The sequence below is a fragment of the Cytobacillus solani genome, assembly GCF_006704205.1.
Taxonomy (GTDB): domain Bacteria; phylum Bacillota; class Bacilli; order Bacillales; family Cytobacillaceae; genus Cytobacillus; species Cytobacillus solani.
The window spans coordinates 4,039,916-4,062,013 of the sequence record NZ_CP041305.1; the positions used below are offsets into that span (position 1 = coordinate 4,039,916).

General features: G+C 36.1%; 16 protein-coding genes. 11 read left to right on the forward strand and 5 right to left on the reverse strand.

All coding sequences use genetic code 11. The features are described from left to right. Positions 1-115 precede the first annotated feature (115 nt). From FI644_RS20295 to FI644_RS20305, 3 genes are all read right to left on the reverse strand, one after another. Positions 116-1,030: a nuclease-related domain-containing protein gene (locus FI644_RS20295; protein WP_053476428.1), complete on the reverse strand. Its 915-nt coding sequence runs from the start codon at positions 1,028-1,030 to the stop codon at positions 116-118. A gap of 91 nt (positions 1,031-1,121) precedes the next feature. Beyond that, complete coding sequence (locus tag FI644_RS20300; protein ID WP_245637793.1) at positions 1,122-1,346, reverse strand: hypothetical protein; 225 nt, start codon at positions 1,344-1,346, stop codon at positions 1,122-1,124. Between the two features lie 116 nt (positions 1,347-1,462). Then, positions 1,463-3,490, reverse strand: coding sequence for a bifunctional diguanylate cyclase/phosphodiesterase (locus FI644_RS20305; RefSeq protein WP_142108764.1), 2,028 nt, complete (start codon positions 3,488-3,490; stop codon positions 1,463-1,465). A 332-nt stretch (positions 3,491-3,822) separates the two neighbouring features. Between FI644_RS20305 and helD the strand changes: the two genes are divergently transcribed. Further along, positions 3,823-6,096 carry an RNA polymerase recycling motor HelD gene (gene helD, locus FI644_RS20310; RefSeq protein ID WP_056685083.1) on the forward strand — a complete coding sequence of 758 codons (2,274 nt, stop codon included), beginning with the start codon at positions 3,823-3,825 and terminating at the stop codon, positions 6,094-6,096. A 40-nt stretch (positions 6,097-6,136) separates the two neighbouring features. On the opposite strand, the gene hmpA is transcribed toward helD, so the two are convergent. Then, positions 6,137-7,426, reverse strand: coding sequence for an NO-inducible flavohemoprotein (gene hmpA / locus FI644_RS20315; protein WP_142108765.1), 1,290 nt, complete (start codon positions 7,424-7,426; stop codon positions 6,137-6,139). Positions 7,427-7,669: 243 nt separating this feature from the next. Between hmpA and FI644_RS20320 the strand changes: the two genes are divergently transcribed. Then, on the forward strand, positions 7,670-8,776 hold the full coding sequence (locus tag FI644_RS20320) for an HD-GYP domain-containing protein (RefSeq protein ID WP_053476422.1): 1,107 nt from the start codon (positions 7,670-7,672) through the stop codon (positions 8,774-8,776). Positions 8,777-8,809: 33 nt separating this feature from the next. Here the strand turns inward: FI644_RS20320 and FI644_RS20325 are convergent, their stop codons facing one another. Continuing rightward, the gene (locus FI644_RS20325) at positions 8,810-9,580 is read right to left on the reverse strand and encodes a S1 family peptidase (protein WP_181758133.1); all 771 of its coding nucleotides are present in this window, start codon (positions 9,578-9,580) and stop codon (positions 8,810-8,812) included. Between the two features lie 226 nt (positions 9,581-9,806). Here FI644_RS20325 and FI644_RS20330 point away from each other — a divergent pair, with 226 nt between their 5' ends. The 9 genes from FI644_RS20330 (at position 9,807) to FI644_RS20370 (ending at position 22,077) form a co-directional block, all read left to right on the forward strand. Beyond that, positions 9,807-10,523, forward strand: coding sequence for an MBL fold metallo-hydrolase (locus FI644_RS20330; protein WP_053476420.1), 717 nt, complete (start codon positions 9,807-9,809; stop codon positions 10,521-10,523). Between the two features lie 3 nt (positions 10,524-10,526). After that, on the forward strand, positions 10,527-11,087 hold the full coding sequence (locus FI644_RS20335; protein ID WP_053476419.1) for a TetR-like C-terminal domain-containing protein: 561 nt from the start codon (positions 10,527-10,529) through the stop codon (positions 11,085-11,087). 127 nt (positions 11,088-11,214) lie between these two features. After that, complete coding sequence (locus FI644_RS20340; RefSeq protein ID WP_053476418.1) at positions 11,215-12,216, forward strand: LLM class flavin-dependent oxidoreductase; 1,002 nt, start codon at positions 11,215-11,217, stop codon at positions 12,214-12,216. 419 nt (positions 12,217-12,635) lie between these two features. Beyond that, positions 12,636-14,825 (forward strand): NAD-dependent epimerase/dehydratase family protein, encoded by a 2,190-nt coding sequence (locus FI644_RS20345; protein WP_053476417.1) that lies wholly within the window; start codon positions 12,636-12,638, stop codon positions 14,823-14,825. Continuing rightward, a complete protein-coding gene (locus tag FI644_RS20350) occupies positions 14,818-15,705 on the forward strand; it encodes a hypothetical protein (RefSeq protein WP_142108766.1) in 888 nt (295 codons plus the stop codon). The genes FI644_RS20345 and FI644_RS20350 overlap by 8 nt, the downstream gene beginning before the upstream one ends. After that, a complete protein-coding gene (locus tag FI644_RS20355) occupies positions 15,695-17,530 on the forward strand; it encodes a DUF2194 domain-containing protein (RefSeq protein WP_181758134.1) in 1,836 nt (611 codons plus the stop codon). Before FI644_RS20350 ends, FI644_RS20355 begins: the two co-directional genes overlap by 11 nt. Then, on the forward strand, positions 17,531-18,958 hold the full coding sequence (pelF, locus tag FI644_RS20360; protein ID WP_142108768.1) for a GT4 family glycosyltransferase PelF: 1,428 nt from the start codon (positions 17,531-17,533) through the stop codon (positions 18,956-18,958). After that, positions 18,946-20,346, forward strand: a complete 1,401-nt coding sequence (gene pelG / locus FI644_RS20365; RefSeq protein WP_142108769.1) for an exopolysaccharide Pel transporter PelG — start codon at positions 18,946-18,948, stop codon at positions 20,344-20,346. The genes pelF and pelG overlap by 13 nt, the downstream gene beginning before the upstream one ends. Positions 20,347-20,385: 39 nt before the next feature. Next, positions 20,386-22,077: a CotH kinase family protein gene (locus tag FI644_RS20370; protein WP_142108770.1), complete on the forward strand. Its 1,692-nt coding sequence runs from the start codon at positions 20,386-20,388 to the stop codon at positions 22,075-22,077. The last annotated feature ends 21 nt before the right edge of the window (positions 22,078-22,098 follow it).

The following is a 22,098-nucleotide window of genomic DNA, read 5'->3' on the forward strand; positions in this document are numbered from 1 at the left end:
TAGACGGTCACATGCACAGTTTGCATGTGACCGTAAACATTCTAAAAAAGTATATACGTTCACAAAAATAGTAGATGTCACCGAGTAACAAATAAAAATCATTAATAGAAACTTATTAATCACTTACATAATATGACGAACTGCCATAGCCAATATGTTTAAAGTTCGTTCTTAGAATTCTCCGAATCGTTTTCCTCGATTTAATCACTGCACACCATTCATAAATCATTTGCGTCGTGATCTTCTTATCAGGAAAAAGCAGCTTAAACTCCTCAACACTGCGCAAAACTGCTAATTCAACAGGCTCAACGCATCCACACTTCAGGCACACCACCTTATCCTTGTTCAAATTAAGATTAATCGAACTGCATGACGAACAGACTATGCCCTTATTTAGTTGTTCATAATCATAATCAGGTATTTGAGTATAAAAGGAAGTTGTTTTATGAAGAGATATTAATAGTTTAGCCATTTTAGAGTGTCTATCATTTAATTTTGCAGTCTGCTTATTTAATTTATTTTTAAAACGTTCTAGCTGTGCTGGATAAATAATCGGCAGGTTCATAGGGGCTTGGTAAAGGTGGAAATGGGGATTGATGAATACAAGGAGTGCTTCAGTAGAATAGTTAGGAAATCCAAGGCTACGGATCAGCTGCTGTAATAAGTAGTCACTTCGCTTTAGCTGGAGCAGAGGATCTTTAATTTCTGATCGAGATAGGGTAAACCATTTTGCTGATTCATAATAATAGTCACCATCATAATTCTTCACATTAATTAAGTAAAAAGTTTCATGAGTGATTAGTAGTGTATCAATTTGAAAAACATTATGATCATATTCAAGCAGTAAATCATTTAAAATGAAACAATCGCATGAAAGATTTTCTGTCCACTTGTCAAACTCTTTTTCGCCTTCATAACCTTTAAGGAGCACCGAATAATTTTTCATCTCCGTTGCAGATAACGCTGATCTGACTTTTATATATTTCATTATCTCCAATTCTATTGGTTCGCAGCGTTCTTTTATAATCATGTCCCACTTCCTGTTCATTTTCACCTTAATTTTAGGAGTATTCGTCTTTGATTACAAGAGCAAAAAAACATCCTCAGTAAAAGGATGTTTTTCACGATGTTTTTTTCTCTGTATCATGGATTTGTATGAGTGAGCCTTTTTTTATCCAATATTGAAAGCTATCTAATGGAAAGACACCTCTGCAATCAGGATCGTTCATTTGAATGATGACACTTGACGATGTAACGTCCAGAACCTTTAATGAATGAGAATTGCTAATGTTTGGTGTGAAGCAGCTTTTTATTTCGAATTCCATATTACTCGTTAAATCTAACACTTAAACACCTCCTTATATTAAAAGCGGAAGCGCCTTGTCGGGGCTAGGCGCGGAGCTAGATATTACTAAATATTCCCAGACCTAGTATACCCGTATTCTTTGCTTATATCCACCAATTAGCTATTGCTCTTAATCCATTCCATCAATTCGTCAGGAATCATTGGTTTAGCAAAATAATAGCCTTGTAATAAGAGTAGGGATCCTGAAGAGGATAAAAAGTCTACTTGATTTTTAGTTTCTACCCCTTCAATAACCACATTTAAATTTAATGAATGACCAAGTGCGATAATCGCTTCTAAGATAGCTGAATCTTTTTCAGATTGAGGCACTTCATCCACAAAGGACTTATCTATCTTAAGGGTTGAAATAGGCATTTGTCTTAAATTTGAGAGCGAGGAAATGCCAGTCCCGAAATCATCGAGTGCAACGGAAAAACCGGTTTCTCTAAAGGTATTTATTGCTCTCATAGAAGATTCTGCTGATTCCATGACGCTCGTTTCTGTTATTTCCAGTTCCAAATGACTAGGACTAATGCTATATTTATTTAATGCTTTTTTTAATGTTTTTAATAGTCTCGGAGAAGTAACATACTCTCCAGGGATATTAATCGCTATTTGGTAAAGAGGTAATTTCTGCTCCTCCCAAATTTTAATTTGATTACACACTTTATAAATGACCCAGTTTGTCACGTCGCTTATCCGATGGCTTTGTTCTAAAATTGGGATAAAAACACCTGGGGAGAGAAATCCATGTTCAGGATGATTCCATCTGATCAGCGCTTCCAGTCCTACCATTTTATGTGTGCCAGCATATACTTTCGGTTGATAGACTAGAAAAAGATCATCATTTTTCATCGCTTGATCAATGCTATTTAAAATCTCTTGCTCAAATGAATATGTATGAATGAGCGGATCGAAACGGATGACCTCGTTCTGATATTGAATACCCGGACTGGATAGTACGGCAAGAATATCTGAATATAACCTTTTTGGGCTTTGATGATCATCTATAGTTGAAATGGCACAGACACCCTGTAAGAGAATTTTCTTTTCTTGGATCATAATCGGTTGAGTCCATTTTGCAGAGAGGATTTTCATGGCCTGCTGAAGCTCAACAAGTCGGTCTTTTCCCTGCAAAAGCAGTGCTAGGCGATTTCCATCAATTCGATAAAGGCTGCTTAATGGGAGGTTTAGCTGATGTAAGGCATTAGCAGCATATTGAATCACTTCGTCACCAAAATGATATCCTTGATCATTATTCACCTTTTCGAGATTATGGAGATTCCATACGGCTATGCTTCGATAGACATCTTCATCGTTAATAGCCTTCTCAAAACTGCGTCTATTTGGCAGTTTAGTCAATATATCAATATGACTCACTCGAAAATCTACATAGCGATCGACTAAACTTGATAATTGCAACAAACCTAATAATAAGATAATGCCGATTGTGACCCCAGTAATCAATAATGTCATGTTCATATGATGCTCAGTAGCCATCGCTTGTTGTCGGGGCAGATAAAAGGTTGTCCCTGCCATACCGATATAATGCATACTCGGAACTGCTAATCCCATCATGATTGATGTAATGGCTTTTATATAGTTATTTTTCGCATATCTTTGCTGGCGGGAAAATATATAAATAGCAACAAATGAGACCAAGATAGCAATGATAATGGAGGTGATAAACATCCATGGATTATATACATAATAGGCGTCCATGACCATTGATGCCATACCGGTATAGTGCATGGTGGCTATGCCGATCCCCATGAAAATTCCTGATAATAAATAGGACGCAAAGGATCGCTTTTTTTGGTTCACGATGTAAAAGGCCAAAAATGAAGCAATAATAGAAGGGATAATGGATAAACATGTAAGTAAATAATCATAATGCATCATAAAAGGGAGTGAAAGTGCACTCATACCTACAAAGTGCATGGACCATATACCAAAACCCATTGCAATCGATGCTAATATTAACCAAAAATTACGGTGGAAGAAGCTGTTTTTTTGGATTCGTTCATTCATAGAAATAGCTGTAAATGATGCAAGACTAGCGATGATGATGGATAAGATAACGATTGGAAGTGAGTATTCCCCACTGACCTCAATGCTGTTATTGATTGGAGGTGGTGAAAACACGATAAACCCTCTTTCTAAAACTATGTAATATGGAAAATATGACTATTAAACTACTCATGATTTTAGAAGGATTACACTATAAGGTCAATAGAAATGCTATTAATCATTATTTTCAAATTATTCGTGGGACACAAAAGAAAAAAGCAGGCAATTCGCCTGCTTGTGACATAATATGCATATGTAAAAAAAGCGCATTGCACAAAAAGCAATAGCATGCTAAAATAAAAGTCGCGTCTAAATGTTTAATTAATGTAAAAATTAATATTTATCCACCTTTAACATTATCACAAAAACAACCAATTGTCAAACATTGAAATATTGGGAGTGATTTCATGAGTAATGAACAAATGGAAAAACAAGAAGAGCAAAAAAGAATTTATTTTATCGCAGAGGGAATTCAGCAAAAAATAGACAGCCTTAGTCAGCACGTGAAAAAAGTCAGTTCTGATGCTCTTGAAATAAGAAAAACGTTTTGGGATGATGTGAGGGTTAACATGGATGGACCAGATGACATCGATGAAACATTCTTCAGTATTAAACAGCAAGCAGAGCTGCTTCTAGAACGTGAAAGAAGTCAAGGGCAACTAGATCGGCAAATTAAAACACTTAACAGATTAAAGCATTCTCCCTATTTTGGTCGTGTAGATTTTAAGGAAGAGGGTGAATCCAATCTGGAATCGATTTATATTGGCATTACTTCCTTCTTAGATAAAGAAAATGAAAATTTCCTTATTTATGATTGGAGAGCACCGATTTCCAGTCTTTATTATGATTATCCGCCTGGGGAGGCAAGGTATACAACACCTGAAGGAATCATTGAAGGGGATATGACTCTTAAAAGGCAATTTATTATTCGCAACAGTGAGATAGAAGGTATGTTTGATACGGGCGTTACCATTGGTGACCAAGTTCTTCAGGAGGTATTGGGCAATAATGCGAATACCCAAATGAAAAGCATCGTTGCTACCATACAAAGAGAGCAAAATCAAATCATTCGCAATGAAAAAAGCAAGCTATTGATTGTTCAGGGAGTTGCCGGAAGTGGAAAAACATCTGCAGCCCTTCAGCGGATTGCCTATTTGCTCTATCGATATAGAGGCATGTTATCTTCCCAAAATATTATGCTTTTTTCACCTAATCCACTATTTAATAGTTATGTCGCGACCGTACTCCCTGAGTTAGGGGAGGAGAATATGCAGCAAACAACCTTCCAAGAATATTTAAATCATCGAGCAGGCGGCTCATTAAAGCTAGAAGATCCGTTTTCACAGCTAGAATATTTGCTTAACACAGATGAATCATCTGAATATGAAAATCGTGTCCGCAGCATTCAATTAAAATCAAATCTCCAGTTTAAAGACATCGTTGACAGTTATCTCCGATTTTTAAATACAGGAGGATTTCTGTTTAAAGATATAAAACTAAAGAATAAACCATTATTAACAAAAGAGCAGCTAAGTGAAAAATTTTATTCCTTTAACACAGCTATTTCCATTCCGAACCGGATTCAGCTTTTACAGGAATGGATTGTAAAAGAATTAAAGAAACGAAAGAAATTAGAAAAACGTAAGGATTGGGTGAAGGAAGAAATTCAATTCCTAGAAAAAGAAGACTATGCTGAAGTATTTAAGAAACTTCAAGTTGAAAAACGATTTAGTGAAGATACGTTCGATGATTTCGCCCAAGAAGAAGAGCTGCTGTCTGAAATTGTCGTCACTCGCTATTTTAAACCGATTATTAAACGAGTGAGATCATTCGGTTTTATTCATTATTTGGGTATGTATAATCAGCTATTTAAAGAGAATATGCTAAACAAATTGAATGTGCCTATTCCAGAAAATTGGGATGATATACGTAAGTTATCATTCATGCAACTTAATTCGCTAGAAATCAGCTATGAAGATGCTACTCCATTTGTTTACTTTAAAGACAAAATAGAAGGAAGGAAGACGCATTCGTCGATTCGCCATTTGTTCATCGATGAGGCGCAAGATTATAGCCCGTTCCAGCTTGCTTATTTAAAACAATTATTTCCTAATAGTAAAATGACGTTACTCGGAGATATCAATCAAGGTATCTACATGCATTCACATGAAGAGGTAGCGATGGCAGCAAACGGATTAGAAGAAGAGGACAAGGAAATGATTGTGTTGACTCGAAGCTATCGCTCTACTCGTCCAATCGTTGAATTTACAAAGACATTGCTAAAAGATGGATATCACATAGAAGCATTTAACCGTGATGGGGATGAGCCAACTTTAACAATAGTAGAAAAGGAGCAATTAATCCCTTCTATTATTGAAAGAGTGAAGGAATTGAATAGAAACGGTCATGAAACGATTGCGATTATTTGCAAGACAGCAAAGGAAAGCACAGAAGTATATGAGAAGATTAGCGGAGACTTACCTGTACGTTTAATGGAAAAAGGAACTGTAACATTTGAAACAGGTGTTTTAGTCATCCCATCTTATTTAGCAAAAGGCATTGAGTTTGATGCAGTCATTATCCATAATACGTCAGCCTACGGTAAAGATAGCGAGCGCAGACTTTTCTATACAGCATGTACTCGAGCGATGCACGAGTTACATCTCTATTCAACAGAATAGGGCCAGGGGATTTACCCTGTCCCTATTGCCAAATTTCATCCTACTCCACATTTGCATCCAAGTCCCCAAAGGAACCAAAAAATTCATAATGAATTCTATCAGAAGGTACTCCCCATTGTTTTAAAGCTCGATTCACTACCCTCATAAAAGGTTCTGGTCCACAGAAATAATAGTCAGCCTCCTTTGTTGGAAGAATCTCCTGGAGCCACTCAAGTGTAACATAGCCTTCTTTAGCTATTACTCCTGACTTCCGGTCTTCTTCTGATGGATGATCATAGACAAAAATGGATTTTACTTGTTTATTTTCTTTTGCAAGCCCCTCTACATGCTCCTTGAATGCATGTACACGACTGTTTCTCGCAGCATGAATAAAGTACACTTCTTTCTCCGGCTGTTCAGCGATTAAAGCATTTAGCATGGAGATGGTAGGAGTGAGTCCCACTCCTCCACTTAATAAAACAACAGGCAGAGGACTCTCGGTATTTAAATAAAAATCACCTGCAGGAGCTGTCATTGGTAAAATATCGCCAGCTTTCATTTGATGATGGAGGAAGGAGGAGACAATCCCAGCTGGAATATCATTTTCCTTCTCATCCTCCCGTTTTACACTAATACGGTAATAGTCAACCCCTGGGCGATCTGACAGGCTATATTGCCGTAAATGAGTATTGATTTGACCGGGAATTTCAGCTTTGATTGTGATATATTGTCCTGGAATAAATCGTGCGATATCTTGTCCATCCTTTGGCTTTAAATAAAAGGAAGTAATAATTTCACTCTCGTCCACTTTTTTATCGATGATAAAGTCTCTGAAACCGCCCCATCCTCCAGGCTGTGCCTCAGTTGTTTTGTACATATTACTCTCCATGCGAATAAAGACATCAGAAATGATTTCATAGGCATCTGCCCATGCATCAAGTACTTCTTCAGTTGCTCCACCGCCTAATATTTCCTTTATCGCACCAAGGAGGTTCTCGCCTACAATTGGATAGTGTTCAGGTTTAATTTGCAAGCTTCGATGCTTTTCTCCAATTCTCTCAAGTGCCGGCATGATTTTACTCATATCTTCAATATTGGCTGCCGCTGCATAGACTGCATCTGCTAATGCCTTTGGCTGATGTCCAGTCTTTTGATGTGTTTGATTAAAAATATTAAGTAATTCAGGATGACTTTTAAACATTCGCTGATAAAAATGCTTCGTAATCGTCTCACCATGTTCCTTCAGGATTGGTAAGGTAGATTTTACAATCTCTAATTTTTTCGGGTCTAATTGCTTAACGATTTTTAAAACTTCTCTCCATTCATTTTTTTCCTTTAAAAAGTTGTTCATCTGCATATCCTCCACAAAATTTTTAGCCCTTGTTATTTTAACCAACAGCAAATGATGCATCCTTCTGTTTAGAAGGGAAAATTTTGAAGCATGACAGGAAAGAAAATTTAAAATGTATGCGTATTTTTATACAAATATTTCGAATGGTATAGTATCATGTACCTATAAGAAATTAGAGGACAAAAATTAATAGGAAATAAGCAACTTGAATATATATTTATAGGGGAAACTGGAGAAGGAATCATGCGTTTAATTAAATTGGATGGATGTAAAACGGGGACGAGATTAGGTAAATCGATTTATCAAGAGAATGGCAGGGTTCTTTTGACAAAGGGAACGTACTTAACCGATAGTTTGATAAGAAAACTAATGAATTTCAATGTATCTACAGTATATGTTGAGGATGAGATGTCTGAAGGGATTGAAATCGTGGATTCTATTCCTGAAGAATTACGCGTTGAAGCAATGAATGTAATTACGGAAGGGTTGGATGATATAGCAGGGTTGAATCCTTATAAATCTAAATTAGAGCATATGGCTAAATCAGGCAGAGCGGTTCGCAGCATGCAAAAGATTTATAAGGATATTCTCTGCAGTTTAACTGAAAACAGAATAGCACTTAATTTATTAGCAACGACAAAAGTATATGAGAATCATGTTTATACACATAGTCTAAATGTGTCGATCTATGCTTGCCAGCTGGCAATAGAGAATGGCCTGCCGCTTAAAAATATCGAAGAAATTGGCCTAGGTGCGATGTTACATGATCTGGGGAAAATATATATTCCCAGGGAAGTTCTAAATAAACCTGGAAAATTAACGGAAGATGAATATGAGCAAATGAAATCCCATTGTGAATTAGGATTTGATCACCTTAAAAGAATTCACGAACTCCCCTTAACTGTTGCACATTGTGCACTCCAACATCATGAACGAATAGATGGAACAGGTTATCCGAGAGGATTGCAGAACAACGAGATTCATAAATACGCAAAAATATTGAGTGTAGCTGATGTATTTGATGCGGTTACGAGTCATAGAGATTATCGTCCGGCCATGCTTCCTCACCAAGGTCTTGAAATTCTGTATAGCGGGAGTGGCACTCAATTCGAAAGTAACCAAATTCAATTATTTAAAAATTGTATTGCCATCTACCCACCTGGACTAACTGTGAAATTAAATGATGGGAGAACAGGCATCGTATCTAAATACAATTTCAATGCGGTTGGCAGACCAGAAATTAGAATTTTAACAGATGAGGAAGGTCTGGAAATAACCCCGTATGAAATGGATTTATCTTTGAAAGAATATTTAACGGTGGAAATTGTTGAGGCAGATGCTTTGTTATAAACGGAGGGGCGAGGGATTAACCCTCAGTCCCATCTAATATCCCTCTGGTAAATGCTCCAACACTTTTTCTATCGGAATAGCAAGCCCTGTCTGGTCTTTTGTTGATAATGCAAAGACCACTCCAATGACATTTCCTTTTGAATCAATTACTGGACTTCCGCTATTCCCTTTATAAATCGGTGCTGAAAGCAGAAGAACCCCGTTTTTATCAGATCCTTCAAGTATTTCTCCATCCATTGCAATTTGATTATGTAAAAGAGGGTTCCCAATTACATAAATTTGATCTGAAATGCTCCAATTACCGGTTTCACTTAAGGAAAGAGCTGGTAAGTTTTCCCCTTCAATATGTAAAAAGGCAAGATCGAGGTCAGGATTAGATTGTAAAATGGAAGCTTGAAAGATTTCTCCGTTAGGGAAAGTAACCGTTATGGGATACATGTCATCGACTACATGGTCATTCGTAACGATTAATCCATTTTTATTGATATTAAATCCAGTTCCTTTGGAATGTTGGTCTTGAACGGTAACAACTGCTTCTTTATATTTTTGGATTTCCTCTTGTTTCGATAACTCAGCTGATTTATGCAAAAAATTAATCGAAGATAGATTAAAGACTTGCGGCCAAATTTGAAGCAAGCTTACTAGTAATGCAATCGCCACACCGATTGTAATGATCCTCTTTGCAATGGTATTTCGCCTTTTCTGCTGTTCGCGTACCCTCTCATCCTCTTCATTAGGTAAAAAATCTTCTAATGGAGGTTCTTCGAAGTGTTCTTCATTTGCATTCTTATCATAATGATTCATCCAATAAAACCCTCTCATTATGTTTTTGTTGAGATTCCGATAGAAGCATTTATTTAAATCTACTATACAATTGCCATAACATTTTTGCGAATAAAAAGGCAAGGTCACTGATGAAAATGGGGAAAATCATTTTAGAACAAAATAATAAATACCTATTGCCAAAAACTAATGCTATTAGTTATTATAAAACTAACGATATTAGTTTTTAGGATGGGGGAATAACTATATGAAAATGACAAAAATAGAAACTATTTATCAAATGACCTTTTTGGCTAATATTTTTCCTGTGAATTGCTATTTAGTTGAGGAAGAGGATACGCTAACACTTATTGATGCAGCAATGCCATTTAGCGCAAAAGGGATATTAGAAGCTGCTAAGAAAATTGGAAAACCAATTACTCGAATCGTCTTAACGCATGCACATGATGACCATGTTGGTGCATTAGATCATTTAAAAGCAGCATTGCCACACGCGGATGTACTGATTTCAGAGAGGGACGCCCGTCTAATGGAAGGGGATCGAAGCTTGGATGAAGGAGAAGCTCAAACACCGATCAAAGGTGGTGTACCAAAATCATTAAAAACACGAGCGAATATTCTGCTTCATGAAGGGGATCGGATCGGTTCACTTTTGTCCATAGCTACTCCAGGACATACACCAGGTTCTTTTTCCTTTCTTGATACACGAAATCAGTCTCTGATTGCTGGTGATGCATTTCAGTCTAGAGGCGGAATGGCAGTAGCGGGACAAGTACAGCTAATGTTTCCCTTTCCAGCTTTTGGAACGTGGAGTAAAGAGGACTCTGTTAAGAGCGCATTAAAAATACGGGACTATTCACCAGCCTTGCTAGCAATTGGCCATGGAAAAATGTTACTTCATCCTCACGAGCAAATAGAGTTAGCTATTAAACGGGCAGAATACAATTTAGGGAAAGGGAGATAAACGATGTCACCAAGAATAGGACTTGATTTGAATACAATTGTAAAGGCAGCAGCTGAAATTGCAGATGCAGATGGTCTAGAAGCAGTGACATTGGCGACCTTATCAAGAAAATTAAATATTCGTCCGCCATCCTTATATAATCATATTGAGGGGTTACCAGGACTTCGCAAGGAATTAGCCTTATATGGGATTGAAGAACTTGAGCGATATTTGTCTCGAGCCGCGGCAGAAAGAGCTGGAGATGATGCAGTTCGTGCTATGGGTGAAGCCTATCTCACATTTGCTCGCAGGAAACCTGGACTTTATGAAGCAACTTTTTACACAATTGATATGGAAGATACCGATATAAAGCTTGCATCAGAAAAGATAGTGAACTTAGTTATTCAAGTTTTGCAGCAATACGGACTTCATGGAGTAAATGCAGTTCATGCGACGAGAGGATTCCGCAGTATTTTACATGGCTTCGCTTCTATTGAACAAAAAGGCGGTTTTGCTATGGAATTAGATATAAATGAAAGCTTCTACTTCCTTATTGAAACTTTTTTAATAGGAATAAAAAAATAAATGCTTTAAGACAACAAATGAAAGTAGAAATGAATAGCCATAAATCAGTCGTAAGCAAATAAGTTTGTTTCTCTTGTCCCAATTGTTACTATAGGAATGAATCTTCAATAAGGAAGGGTAATTGGTAATGACAAATATACAAATTCCAGTATCAGTCTTAAATCTTGCACCGATCCGTCAAGGGCAGGGTGCGAAAGAAGCGATTGATGCGCTGGTTGATTTAGCGCGAGCAACGGAAGATATGGGCTTTTCTCGCTATTGGATTGCGGAACATCATAATTCCCCAACTCTTGTAAGTTCAGCTACTTCCATTTTAATTAAACACGTTTTAGAACATACAAAACAAATACGTATCGGGTCTGGAGGAATTATGCTGCCTAACCATTCCCCATTAGTTGTCGCTGAACAATTTGGGACGATGGCAACCATTTATCCGGATCGTTTAGATTTAGGTTTAGGCCGTGCTCCAGGTACAGATATGATGACAGCAGGTGCACTTAGACGCTCCAAAAATGATTCAGTCTACACGTTTCCTGAAGATGTGAAGGCTTTGCTTACGTATTTTGGCCCAGAAGAAGAGCAAAGTTATGTTAGAGCTTATCCAGGAGTTGGAACAAATATACCGATCTATATCCTTGGATCATCTACGGACTCTGCTTATTTAGCTGCTAAATTAGGCTTGCCTTATGTATTTGCTTCCCATTTTGCCCCAAAATATATGGGCGAAGCAATATCCATTTATCGTGAACGGTTCCAGCCATCGGAATATCTAGCTTCCCCATATATGATGGTATGCTTAAATGTGATTGCAGCTGATAGTGATGAGGAGGCCAAATTCGAATCAACGACGATGCAGCAATTTTTCTTGAATGTTGTCCGCGGTTCGAGAACCCTATTAAGTCCGCCAGTTGATAACATGGATCGTATCTGGAGTCAGCCTGAAAAAGACATGGCTTCAGCCATGTCTAGTGTGACTTTGCTAGGAAGCAAAAAATCCATTCGAGAACAGCTTATTAGTTTTCAAAATCAATATAATGTGGATGAAATCATGGCTGTGTCTTATATTTTTGATCCGGTTAAACAAAAGCGTTCCTATGAAATCTTAAAGGAAGTCGTAGACGGGAAATAAACTTCATAAAGTCGAAGAAGACGAGGTCGATTAGGACTTTCGTCTTTTTTTATAGAAAGTATAACAATTTTAAAAATTTTAGAACTGCTAGTTCCAGCGCCTATCTCCTATCAAACTGGAAGGTCTCCTCCCTACGATAAGTCAACATCGGTTCGCTCGCGCTTACCGTGTTTCTTTTATCTCAGTCGGAGACCTTCCAGTTTGTACGGCAATGACCAAGGCTTATGGTATTTTGTTCAGAAATTGTTCAGAAGTGGGTATTAAACTATATATTGGGCTATTTATGAAATTACTATAGTGTAAATAAGGAATATAGAATTTAATAACTGCTATATTGTAAAATAACGTAATAGCACATGAAGGTCCTTTTTTTTCGGTCATGAAATAGGATTAAAGAAATAGTCAAAAAGGGGTATTCTATGAAAGTGTTAATTACTGGCGGATACGGTTTTATTGGATCTTATGTTTCAGAGAAGTTTTATCGGGAAGGTCATGAAATCCACATACTTGATAATTTGACTACCGGGAAAAAGAGCAATGTTCAATTCCGCCATCAATCTTATCTTCTTAATATTGATGATGAACAATGTGAACAAATATTTAGAACGAATAAATTTGATATTGTGATACATTTAGCTGCTCAGGTTGATGTAGAAAAGTCTATTCAGAGTCCAGCATTGGATTCTAAAGTAAATATGCTGGGGCTTGTTAATATTTTGCAGCTTGCAGGTAAATATAAGGTTTCAAAATTTGTGTTTGCGTCTTCTGCTGCTGTATATGGAAATAATGAAGAAATTCCATTAAATGAGGAATCAGCGTGTAAACCCTTCTCACCTTATGGGATTAATAAACAGCTAGGTGAATACTATTGTCAAAAGTGGAATGACCTATACCAGCTAGATACTACTTGCTTCCGGTTTTCGAATGTGTATGGTCCAAAACAGAGAAGTGAAGGAGAAGGCGGTGTTATATCCATATTCTCTAACAAAATATTAAATAATGAAGAATTAACGATTTATGGTGACGGTACACAGACAAGAGATTTTATCTACGTGGAAGATGTCGCTGAAGCCATTTTTCGTTCCGTTTTAAGTAATGTAACTGGACTAATGAATCTTTCAACGAATACGGAAACGAGCATTAATCAGCTTGTGGAGTATTTTAAAGAGATGGCTGATCTACCAGAAATAGTTTTCAAGCCAGTGAGAATAGGAGACATAAAATATTCCAGACTTGATAATCATAAAGTAAAACGAGAAGTTGATTGGAGTCCTAAGTATCCCTTAGAAGAGGGAGTAAAACGAACGTACGAATGGTTAGCGGCAGAAAAAAATAGTTCTGTTAAGGAGAAAAAACGTGAAAAAAAAGGAAAAGTGCACGCATCCACCAAATTTAACCATTCTGAGAAAACGTATCTACCCTACATTGAAAATATTATTCTATTTATTTTTATTGCCTTTCTTCATTTAAAAGTGGGAGATTTTTTATTCAATATTGATTTATTACTTTTATATATTCTTTCTGCTGGAATCATCTTTGGTAAAGTACAGGCTCTAATTGGATGTGGGCTTTCGGTTCTAGTATATAGCTGGCAAGGTTTAATGAATGGAAGAGAAATCGTGTCGTTGTTTACAGATCATACGACCTTAATCCAATTCGCTGTTTATTTATTTGTTGCTCTACTCGTTGGATATGTCATTGATCGTAAACATTTAAGAGAGGAAACCGCAAAAAGTGAATTGCAGTTATTTCAAGATAAGTATCAATTGCTTGATGATATTTATACGGAAACCCGGAAAGTAAAGGACGAATTACAAACTCAAATCCTATATTCTGCGGATAGTGTTGGAGAAATATATTCGATTATCAAGAAGATTGATAGTCTTGAACCTGATGATGTATTCAATGGAGTTATTAGTGTACTAGAACAAATTATGAAAACAAAGGAAGCATCTATCTATCTAGTTGGTAAAGGAAATCGTTTTTTACGACTAGTTTCAAAGTCCAATGTTGAGAATTCTCAATTTCCAACATCGATAGAGATCATTCCAAATACTCCTTATGCGAGAGCAGTAGAAGAAAATAAAACTTTTATTAATCGAGAAATGGATCCGAATTTTCCGATGATGATTGCACCAATATGGAAAGATGATCATGCGGTTGCTGTTATATGTACGAATGAAATGAATTTTGACCATCTAACCTTATATCATGAGAATCTATTTCATGTAGTGACCAATCTAATTACTGCATCTGTTGCAAGGGCATATGAGTTTGTCAATGCTACACATCATGAACGCTATATAGAAGGAACAAATATTCTGAAGCCAGACTATTTTAAAATGGCAATAGAGAGTAAGAAGAAAGCAAAAGAACAACTCAATATCCCTTATTACTTATTGCGTATTGTACCTATAGAGAATATGGTAAATGTCATAAATCGAATACATGCTTCATTAAGAGATTCTGACAGCATAGGCAAGGCTGAGGACGGCACCTACTGGATTCTTCTTTCTAATACAGATAAAGAGAATGCGAAATCAGTGATCAATCGTATCCAAAAGGTTATTGAACAACACCATTATAAAGAGGGAGAAGTTCATGTTTAGTGCTTTATTTGTATATTACCTTGCTGCTGTTATTTACTTGATGGTTGAATATCGGAAAAGTAAAAGAAATTTTCCTGTCAAGTTAGTGATGACGTTTTTCTGTCCTTTTGTCGGCTTCATCATTTTGTATTTTATGTTTCATCAATTAAGAAATGAAGGTCAAGTTATTCCAGATAGCTTGATAATAAAAAATAAAGAACAAGTGAAAATTTTACAAAAGATTGATTTTGAAAAAGAGACTAGCATTGTTCCAATGAAGGATGCTTTGTTATTGAATGATATTCAGACGAAGCGCAGAATGCTAATGGATCTATTAAAAAATGATACATTTAATCATATTGGAATATTGCAAACAGCACTACAAAATGACGATACAGAGACATCGCACTATGCTGCTACAGCGATACAGGATATAAAGGGAAAGCTGTTAAATACTATTGGACAGATGGAATATCAATTAGAGGAAAATCAGAATGACTTGGAGCTTTTGATTGCATTTGGACAAGTGATTAAAAACTATTTAAATACAGGATTCTTGGATGATCGAACAGTGAAACAGTATTCCTATCGATATTCACAAATTCTAGAAAAAATAATTGAAATCATGCCAATTGAAAAAGAGTTTTATATTGAAAAGATTAATTGTGACCTTCAGCTAGGAGAGCTCGAAACAGCTGAAAAATACAGTCAAATCTTTTTACAGCACTGTTCAAATGAAGAGGAAGCCTATTTTATGTCAATGAAACTCTACTATTCAGTTAAAAATCAAAAGAAGTTTCATGAAATTTTACAGATGCTTAGACAATCATCTGTTAGACTTACTCCCCAAGGATTAAATAAAATAAGATTTTGGTTATATGGTGAGACAAATGGATTATAAATTTAAATTGGGAAAAACAATATACCTTGTTATCTTGTTTGTATTAATTATTGGAGTGTTTCTAGGGGTATTTAACTCAAATTATATTCTTAAATACTTGCCTAATAAGGCAATCATCGGTGTAAATGACAACGTATCAAGTATTTCAAGACTTTCAGATGAAACGTTAAAAGGATTAAAAGAAGAAGAGTACTTACTCCTCTATAATGAAAAGGATTCTTCAAGTATGCATTTGAAGGATAATATTGCGCAAACACTCAGCTATATGAAGAAAAAATCAACGGCTGTCACACTTTCAAATATTCCAGCTTCATTCGATCAATATAAGAATGTTGTTGTTACATTTGAAGAAATTAGTGCACTGCCAAATATGAAGATGCTTGAAGAATACACGGCTGAAGGCGGGAAAGTGTTTTTCGCAATTCGTCCTGAAATAAAAGGTTCTTTGCAAAATTTATATCGAAAATTAGGCATCTATGAGATTGGAGAATTTATCATTCCTAATGGGTTGAAACTTACTTCCAATCTATTAATTAAACAGGACAACCTAGTCATGAAGAACGGGGAGATACCAGAGAATTCCTCTTTATCTGTCGGCCTAGATGAGCGATCTACTATTTATGCTGAATCGATTGATCATGTTCCTTTGTTATGGGATACAACTTATAAAAAAGGAAAATTTATGGTCTTCAATGGGACGATGCTCGAAACAAAAGAAAATAGAGGGATAATCACAGGTGCCTTTAGTTTGTTAAATGAAGACTTTATTTATCCAATTATGGATATGAAGGTCGTGTATATTGATGATTTCCCTGCACCTATTCCGGAAGGAAAGAACAAGATTATCTATGATGAGTATCGAAGAGATACCCCGAGTTTTTACGAGGATATTTGGTGGCCAGAAATGCAAAAAAGTGCCGCTAATTATGATGTGAAATATACGGGGCTTGTGATTCAAACATATACTGATAAGGTCACCCCTCCCTTTAAAGTAGAAGAACATGACCGGAATACATATGTTCAATTCGGTCGTGAGTTGTTAAAGATGGGAGGAGAAATTGGCATCCATGGCTATAACCATCAATCTTTAACAGTGGACCCTAAAGCTGTAGAAGATTTAGGGTATCATGAATGGGAAAATCAGGAAGACATGGAGGCATCGCTGAACACAGTGGAAAACTATGTAAAGTCTTTATTTCCTAATTATGAAATAAAGACTTATGTCCCTCCTTCTAATCGGATTGACGAAGTAGGGGAAGCAGCACTTAACAATGCGATTCCATCAATAAGTATTCTGTCATCCATATATATTCCAGATAGCGTAGAATATACAACTGTACATGAATTTAGCAAAGGAGATCCCTTTATTTACTTTCCAAGAATCACATCTGGCTATGAATACACGAAGAAAAAGAAATGGGCCATGGCAAATGCTATGACATCGCTTGGCGTATTTTCTCATTTTATCCATCCTGATGATATTTTAGATGATGACCGTTCAGCGAAGAAAAAATGGAGCAAGCTTGGGAAGGAATATAACCAATTCATGAGTGAAGTTCATACAGATTATCCTTGGCTAAGGAGTATTACGGCAAGTAATGCAGGAAAACAGCTTACTAACTATTTACAAGCTGATGTATATATTGAAGAGAAAAAAGATCGATTAACTATCCAAATAGATAAATTCTCTGGTGAGTTACATTTTATCCTTCGAACGAAGAAGAAAATTGGGAAGCTGGAAAATTGCGAGGTACAAAGAATTGATGATGATGTGTACTTCGTGAAAGCAAAAAAACCAACGATTGAGTTAGGGTTGATTGAGTAAATGAAAATATGCATCATTGCGGAAGGCTCCTATCCATATGGAACGGGAGGGGTGTCAAGTTGGGTTCAAACGATATTAACAAATATGTCAGAGCATGAATTTATTATTTATGCGATTGGCGCAGAAAAAAAATCAAAGGGGAAATTTAAGTATCAGCTTCCCCCTAATGTCAGTCATGTGGAGGAAGTATTCTTAGATGACTTTACTGAGGAAGAAGACAAGTGGGGCCGTGACTATAAATTAACAGAAAAAGAGAAAAAGGCACTTAAATCGTTGTTAGATAGCAGAAAGCCTGATTGGGACACACTGTTATCTATGTTTTCAGGGGAAAGAATTGATTCAGCGGTCAATTTTTTAAAGAGCAAGGATTTCTTTGATATTGTTCATGAAATATGTTTAGAAAAATATGACCAGATCCCGTTTACAGATATGTTTTGGTCGATGCGATCCATGGTTTTGCCGTTGTTAATATGTATTAAGCACCCCCTTCCAGAGGCAGACCTCTATCATAGTGTTTCAACTGGCTATGCGGGAGTCCTTGGCAGCCTAGGGAAATACATGTACCAAAAGCCTTTTCTAATGACTGAACATGGGATCTATACAAGAGAAAGAGAAGAAGAGATCATTAAAGCCCAATGGGTAAAAGGGTACTTTAAAGATTTATGGATTCAATATTTCTACAATATGTCAACTTGTGCATATGATACTGCGGATAAAGTCATCACATTATTTCAAAAGAATATGGAGATACAAGAAGAACTCGGATGTTCTCCAAGCAAAATATCCATCATCCCAAATGGGGTGAATTCCGAAGATTATCATCAGCTGCCAACTGGGAATGCAATTAATCAGAATGGATTAAACATTGGTGCAATTGTACGTGTGGTGCCGATAAAGGATATTAAAACGATGATACAAAGTTTTGCCATCGTAAAACAAGAACTGCCAAGCTCAAAATTCTTTATTATGGGTCCAACCGATGAGGACGAAGAATACTATGAGGAATGCATCCAATTAGCCGAAAATTTGCAAGTAGAAGATGTGATATTCACGGGTGAGGTGAATGTTCGTGAATATATTAAACGAATGGATGTTCTCGTGCTATCAAGTATTAGTGAAGGACAGCCACTTGTGCTTCTCGAAGGCATGGCCAGTGGAAAGCCTTTTGTAGCAACAGATGTAGGAAATTGCAGAGGTATATTGATGGGAGAACGTGATGATTTAGGACAAGCGGGGATCGTCGTTCCAGTCATGCAATATGTTGAAATGGCTAGGGCTATTATTCAATTATGTAAAGATGATCAGAAAAGGCAAAGTATGGGGGCAATAGGAAGGGAACGAGCGATTCTTTTTTATTCGAAAAAAAGCTTTATTGCTCAATACAAACAACTCTACAAAGATATGGTGGATAACATATGGCAGGGATAGGTTTTCAATTAAAAAAAATGTTTAATGAACGAGGGCTTTTGGCTAATGTCCGTGCATATAGCTATTCTGCAATCGTTACAGTCGGACCGCTTGCATTATGCATTTTACTCATGACTGTCGCACAGCAGCTGCTTATTTCTGTGAATACCCCATATGCTGAAAGAGAATTGTTTTTGGCTGCAACCCAGTATGCCTTGATTTTTTCTCAAATAATTACTGGCGGCTTTAACTTAATTGTATCAAGGTATATAGCAGATCAACTATTCTTAGAAAAATACGAGAATATATTAGCTTCGATGTTTGGTGTGATTGCCATATGCGTGTTCTTTGGCGGTATGAGTGCATTCGTATTTTTTTCCTTTTCTCCATTGGACATAACGTTTAAAATTGTTTCCTACATTCTTTTTGTTGAATTGATTATCGTCTGGATCCAATGCATGTATGTGTCTGCATTGAAGGATTATATGAAAATTGTTAAAAGTTTTTTAATCGGTGTGATTATTTCAGGTTTGGCTGTTTATATCTGTATTAAGTTTCTTCATATTTATAGTGCGACAGCGATGATGATTTGTTTGGATATTGGATTCTTTTTCATGCTGATAAAGTTTACGCAGTATATTCGAGATTTCTTTAAGGTGAATAATTTCAAATACTTTCTTTTCCTATCGTATATGAAGAAGTATCCTTTGCTGTTTATATGCGGCTTTTGCTATACATTAGGGCTATATGGTCATAATTTTATTGTCTGGCAGGGGAAGCATCAGCATATCGTTGAAGATACATTCGTGATTGCACCTTTTTATGATGTACCTGTGTTCTTTGCATACTTAAGTGTCCTTCCCGCGATGGTATTATTTGTTGTTTCTGTTGAAACGAACTTTTATACAGCATATAAAACCTACTATAATCGTATATTAAACTCATTTCCTCTAAAGGATATCTTATCTGCAAAGAGAGATATGTTTAAGGTTTTATCGCTTGAACTGTCTTTTATTGCAGAAATTCAATTATTTGTAGCGATATGCTCTATTGCATTAGGGTTAAAATTTCTTCCCTTATTAGGACTAACCTATGACCAAATTCAATTATTTATCTTTTTCGTTTTAGGATTTCTCTTTTTTATTATAATGTATACCGTTGTTTTATTACTTCTCTACTATGATGATCAAAAAGGGGCAAGCTGGACAACGATTATTTATACAGTAGGGAGTATGCTTTTAACTTTCATTTTCTTGAATATTGGAAATTATGGCTATTCGATATTTATCACTGCATTTATTGGTTTATCGTTTGCATTATGGAAATTATCCAAATACTTAAATAGAATTGATTATTACACGTTTTGCTCACAACCGCTTATACCGAAGAAAAAAATAAAACAATTCTAGTTTGGCAAATAAGAGTTGTGAGTTGGAGGAATTAGGAAAATGAAAAAATATATTTTATGGTTCTCTTTGATCGCTTCCATACTGATGATTTCTGGATGTACGGACGATATTGGAATGAATAAGGAAGATAAAAATGAGATCCCGCCAGTTCAAACAGAGGATAGTGAAGAAAAAGTTTTTGGTGAGGATCCACGACTGTACGAATTTGAGAAAAAGGATTCTGTCGTTACTTTTTACATTACGATTGGGAAAGAAAATGAAGCATCATTTTATGAACTGAATAATTGGTATAGTATTCATAATAGTGAGACTACCTCACCTAAACTAGATATTATGATTCAGGAGGGGACAGCTAAGGGGATAAAAGAGGGCTTGTTCGGATTCGATGAAACAGAAATGAATGCATCGATTCAATTAAGGGGAAAGTCAACACGTGTCGCTGCTCAAAAATCCTTTAAAATAAAATTGTATGATAGTGCTGGCCTTTGGAGAGGACAAAAAACGTTAAATTTAAATAAACACCCGTATGATGCGACCAGAGTCCGCAATAAACTATCATTTGATTATTTTACGAAAATTCCTGGTTTGACAAGCATGCGTACACAGTTTGTACATTTATATGTAAAGGATTTAACGAAAAAAGATTCAACTGGTAAATTTGAAGACTATGGGTTATACACACAAATTGAGCAGGCGAATGAACGCTTTCTTGCAGCACATGGGCTGGATTCAAATGGGAATCTCTATAAAGCAACAAATTTTGAGTTTTTCCGCTATTCTGACCAATTGAAGCTAGAAACGGATTCATCATTTAACAAAGATGAATTTGAAATGATACTAGAAAGCAAGGGGAGTAATGACCATCGTAAATTACTCACTATGTTAGATGATGTTAACAACCAAAAATTAAATATTAATGAGGTAGTTGAGCGTCATTTTGATAAAGAAAATTATTTAACATGGATAGCAACCAACATACTTATGGGAAATAGTGATGTAACCACACAGAACTTTTATTTGTATTGTCCATCTAATTCAGAAAAATGGTACTTCCTCCCTTGGGATTATGATGGCGCTTGGAGGTCTTCACCTACAGAAGAAAAGCATTCAGAACTGGCAGATTGGCAGGATGGATTATCAAATTACTGGGGCTCTGTCCTTCATAAGCGCTTCTTCAAGGATCCAAAAAATGTTGAAGTGTTAACGAAGAAAATCGAAGAACTAGCAGCAATTATTAATCCCGAAACCACAAAGAAATTATTAGATCAATACTACCAAACAGTTAGTCAATTTGTTAAAAAGTCACCTGATAAAGATTACTTAGATGTAGAAATTGCTGATTTTGATGATGTATATTACGGAATTGTAAATGAATCACTGCTTAATAAGGAAGTTTACTACAAAAACCTTGAGAAACCCATGCCATTTTTCTTAGATGATTACAAAAATGAGAAAAATCAACATGTATTTACATGGGACCCATCCTACGATATCCAAGGAGATGATTTATTCTATACGCTGCAAATAAGTACAGATCCAGCATTTTCACATATCGTTCACGAGAAAAAAGATATGATAGAAACGCAATACGCTTATCAGCTATCAAAAGGGACTTATTATTGGCGAGTTGTTGCAAAAGATGCAAAAAATAATGTTCAAACAGCATTTGATCTTTATGAGGATGAGGATGGATCAAAATATTTTGGGGTCAAAAAAATGATCGTTAATTAATTTATTAATGACTAAAGGGAA

Excerpts from the sequence above, each read along its gene's own strand:
- FI644_RS20295 (WP_053476428.1), bottom strand. The coding sequence starts at position 1,030 with ATGATTATAAAAGAACGCTGCGAACCAATAGAATTGGAGATAATGAAA.
- helD (WP_056685083.1), top strand. The coding sequence starts at position 3,823 with ATGAGTAATGAACAAATGGAAAAACAAGAAGAGCAAAAAAGAATTTAT.
- hmpA (WP_142108765.1), bottom strand. The coding sequence starts at position 7,426 with ATGAACAACTTTTTAAAGGAAAAAAATGAATGGAGAGAAGTTTTAAAA.
- FI644_RS20320 (WP_053476422.1), top strand. The coding sequence starts at position 7,670 with ATGCGTTTAATTAAATTGGATGGATGTAAAACGGGGACGAGATTAGGT.
- FI644_RS20325 (WP_181758133.1), bottom strand. The coding sequence starts at position 9,580 with ATGAATCATTATGATAAGAATGCAAATGAAGAACACTTCGAAGAACCT.
- FI644_RS20330 (WP_053476420.1), top strand. The coding sequence starts at position 9,807 with ATGAAAATGACAAAAATAGAAACTATTTATCAAATGACCTTTTTGGCT.
- FI644_RS20335 (WP_053476419.1), top strand. The coding sequence starts at position 10,527 with ATGTCACCAAGAATAGGACTTGATTTGAATACAATTGTAAAGGCAGCA.
- FI644_RS20340 (WP_053476418.1), top strand. The coding sequence starts at position 11,215 with ATGACAAATATACAAATTCCAGTATCAGTCTTAAATCTTGCACCGATC.
- FI644_RS20345 (WP_053476417.1), top strand. The coding sequence starts at position 12,636 with ATGAAAGTGTTAATTACTGGCGGATACGGTTTTATTGGATCTTATGTT.
- FI644_RS20350 (WP_142108766.1), top strand. The coding sequence starts at position 14,818 with ATGTTTAGTGCTTTATTTGTATATTACCTTGCTGCTGTTATTTACTTG.
- FI644_RS20355 (WP_181758134.1), top strand. The coding sequence starts at position 15,695 with ATGGATTATAAATTTAAATTGGGAAAAACAATATACCTTGTTATCTTG.
- pelF (WP_142108768.1), top strand. The coding sequence starts at position 17,531 with ATGAAAATATGCATCATTGCGGAAGGCTCCTATCCATATGGAACGGGA.
- pelG (WP_142108769.1), top strand. The coding sequence starts at position 18,946 with ATGGCAGGGATAGGTTTTCAATTAAAAAAAATGTTTAATGAACGAGGG.
- FI644_RS20370 (WP_142108770.1), top strand. The coding sequence starts at position 20,386 with ATGAAAAAATATATTTTATGGTTCTCTTTGATCGCTTCCATACTGATG.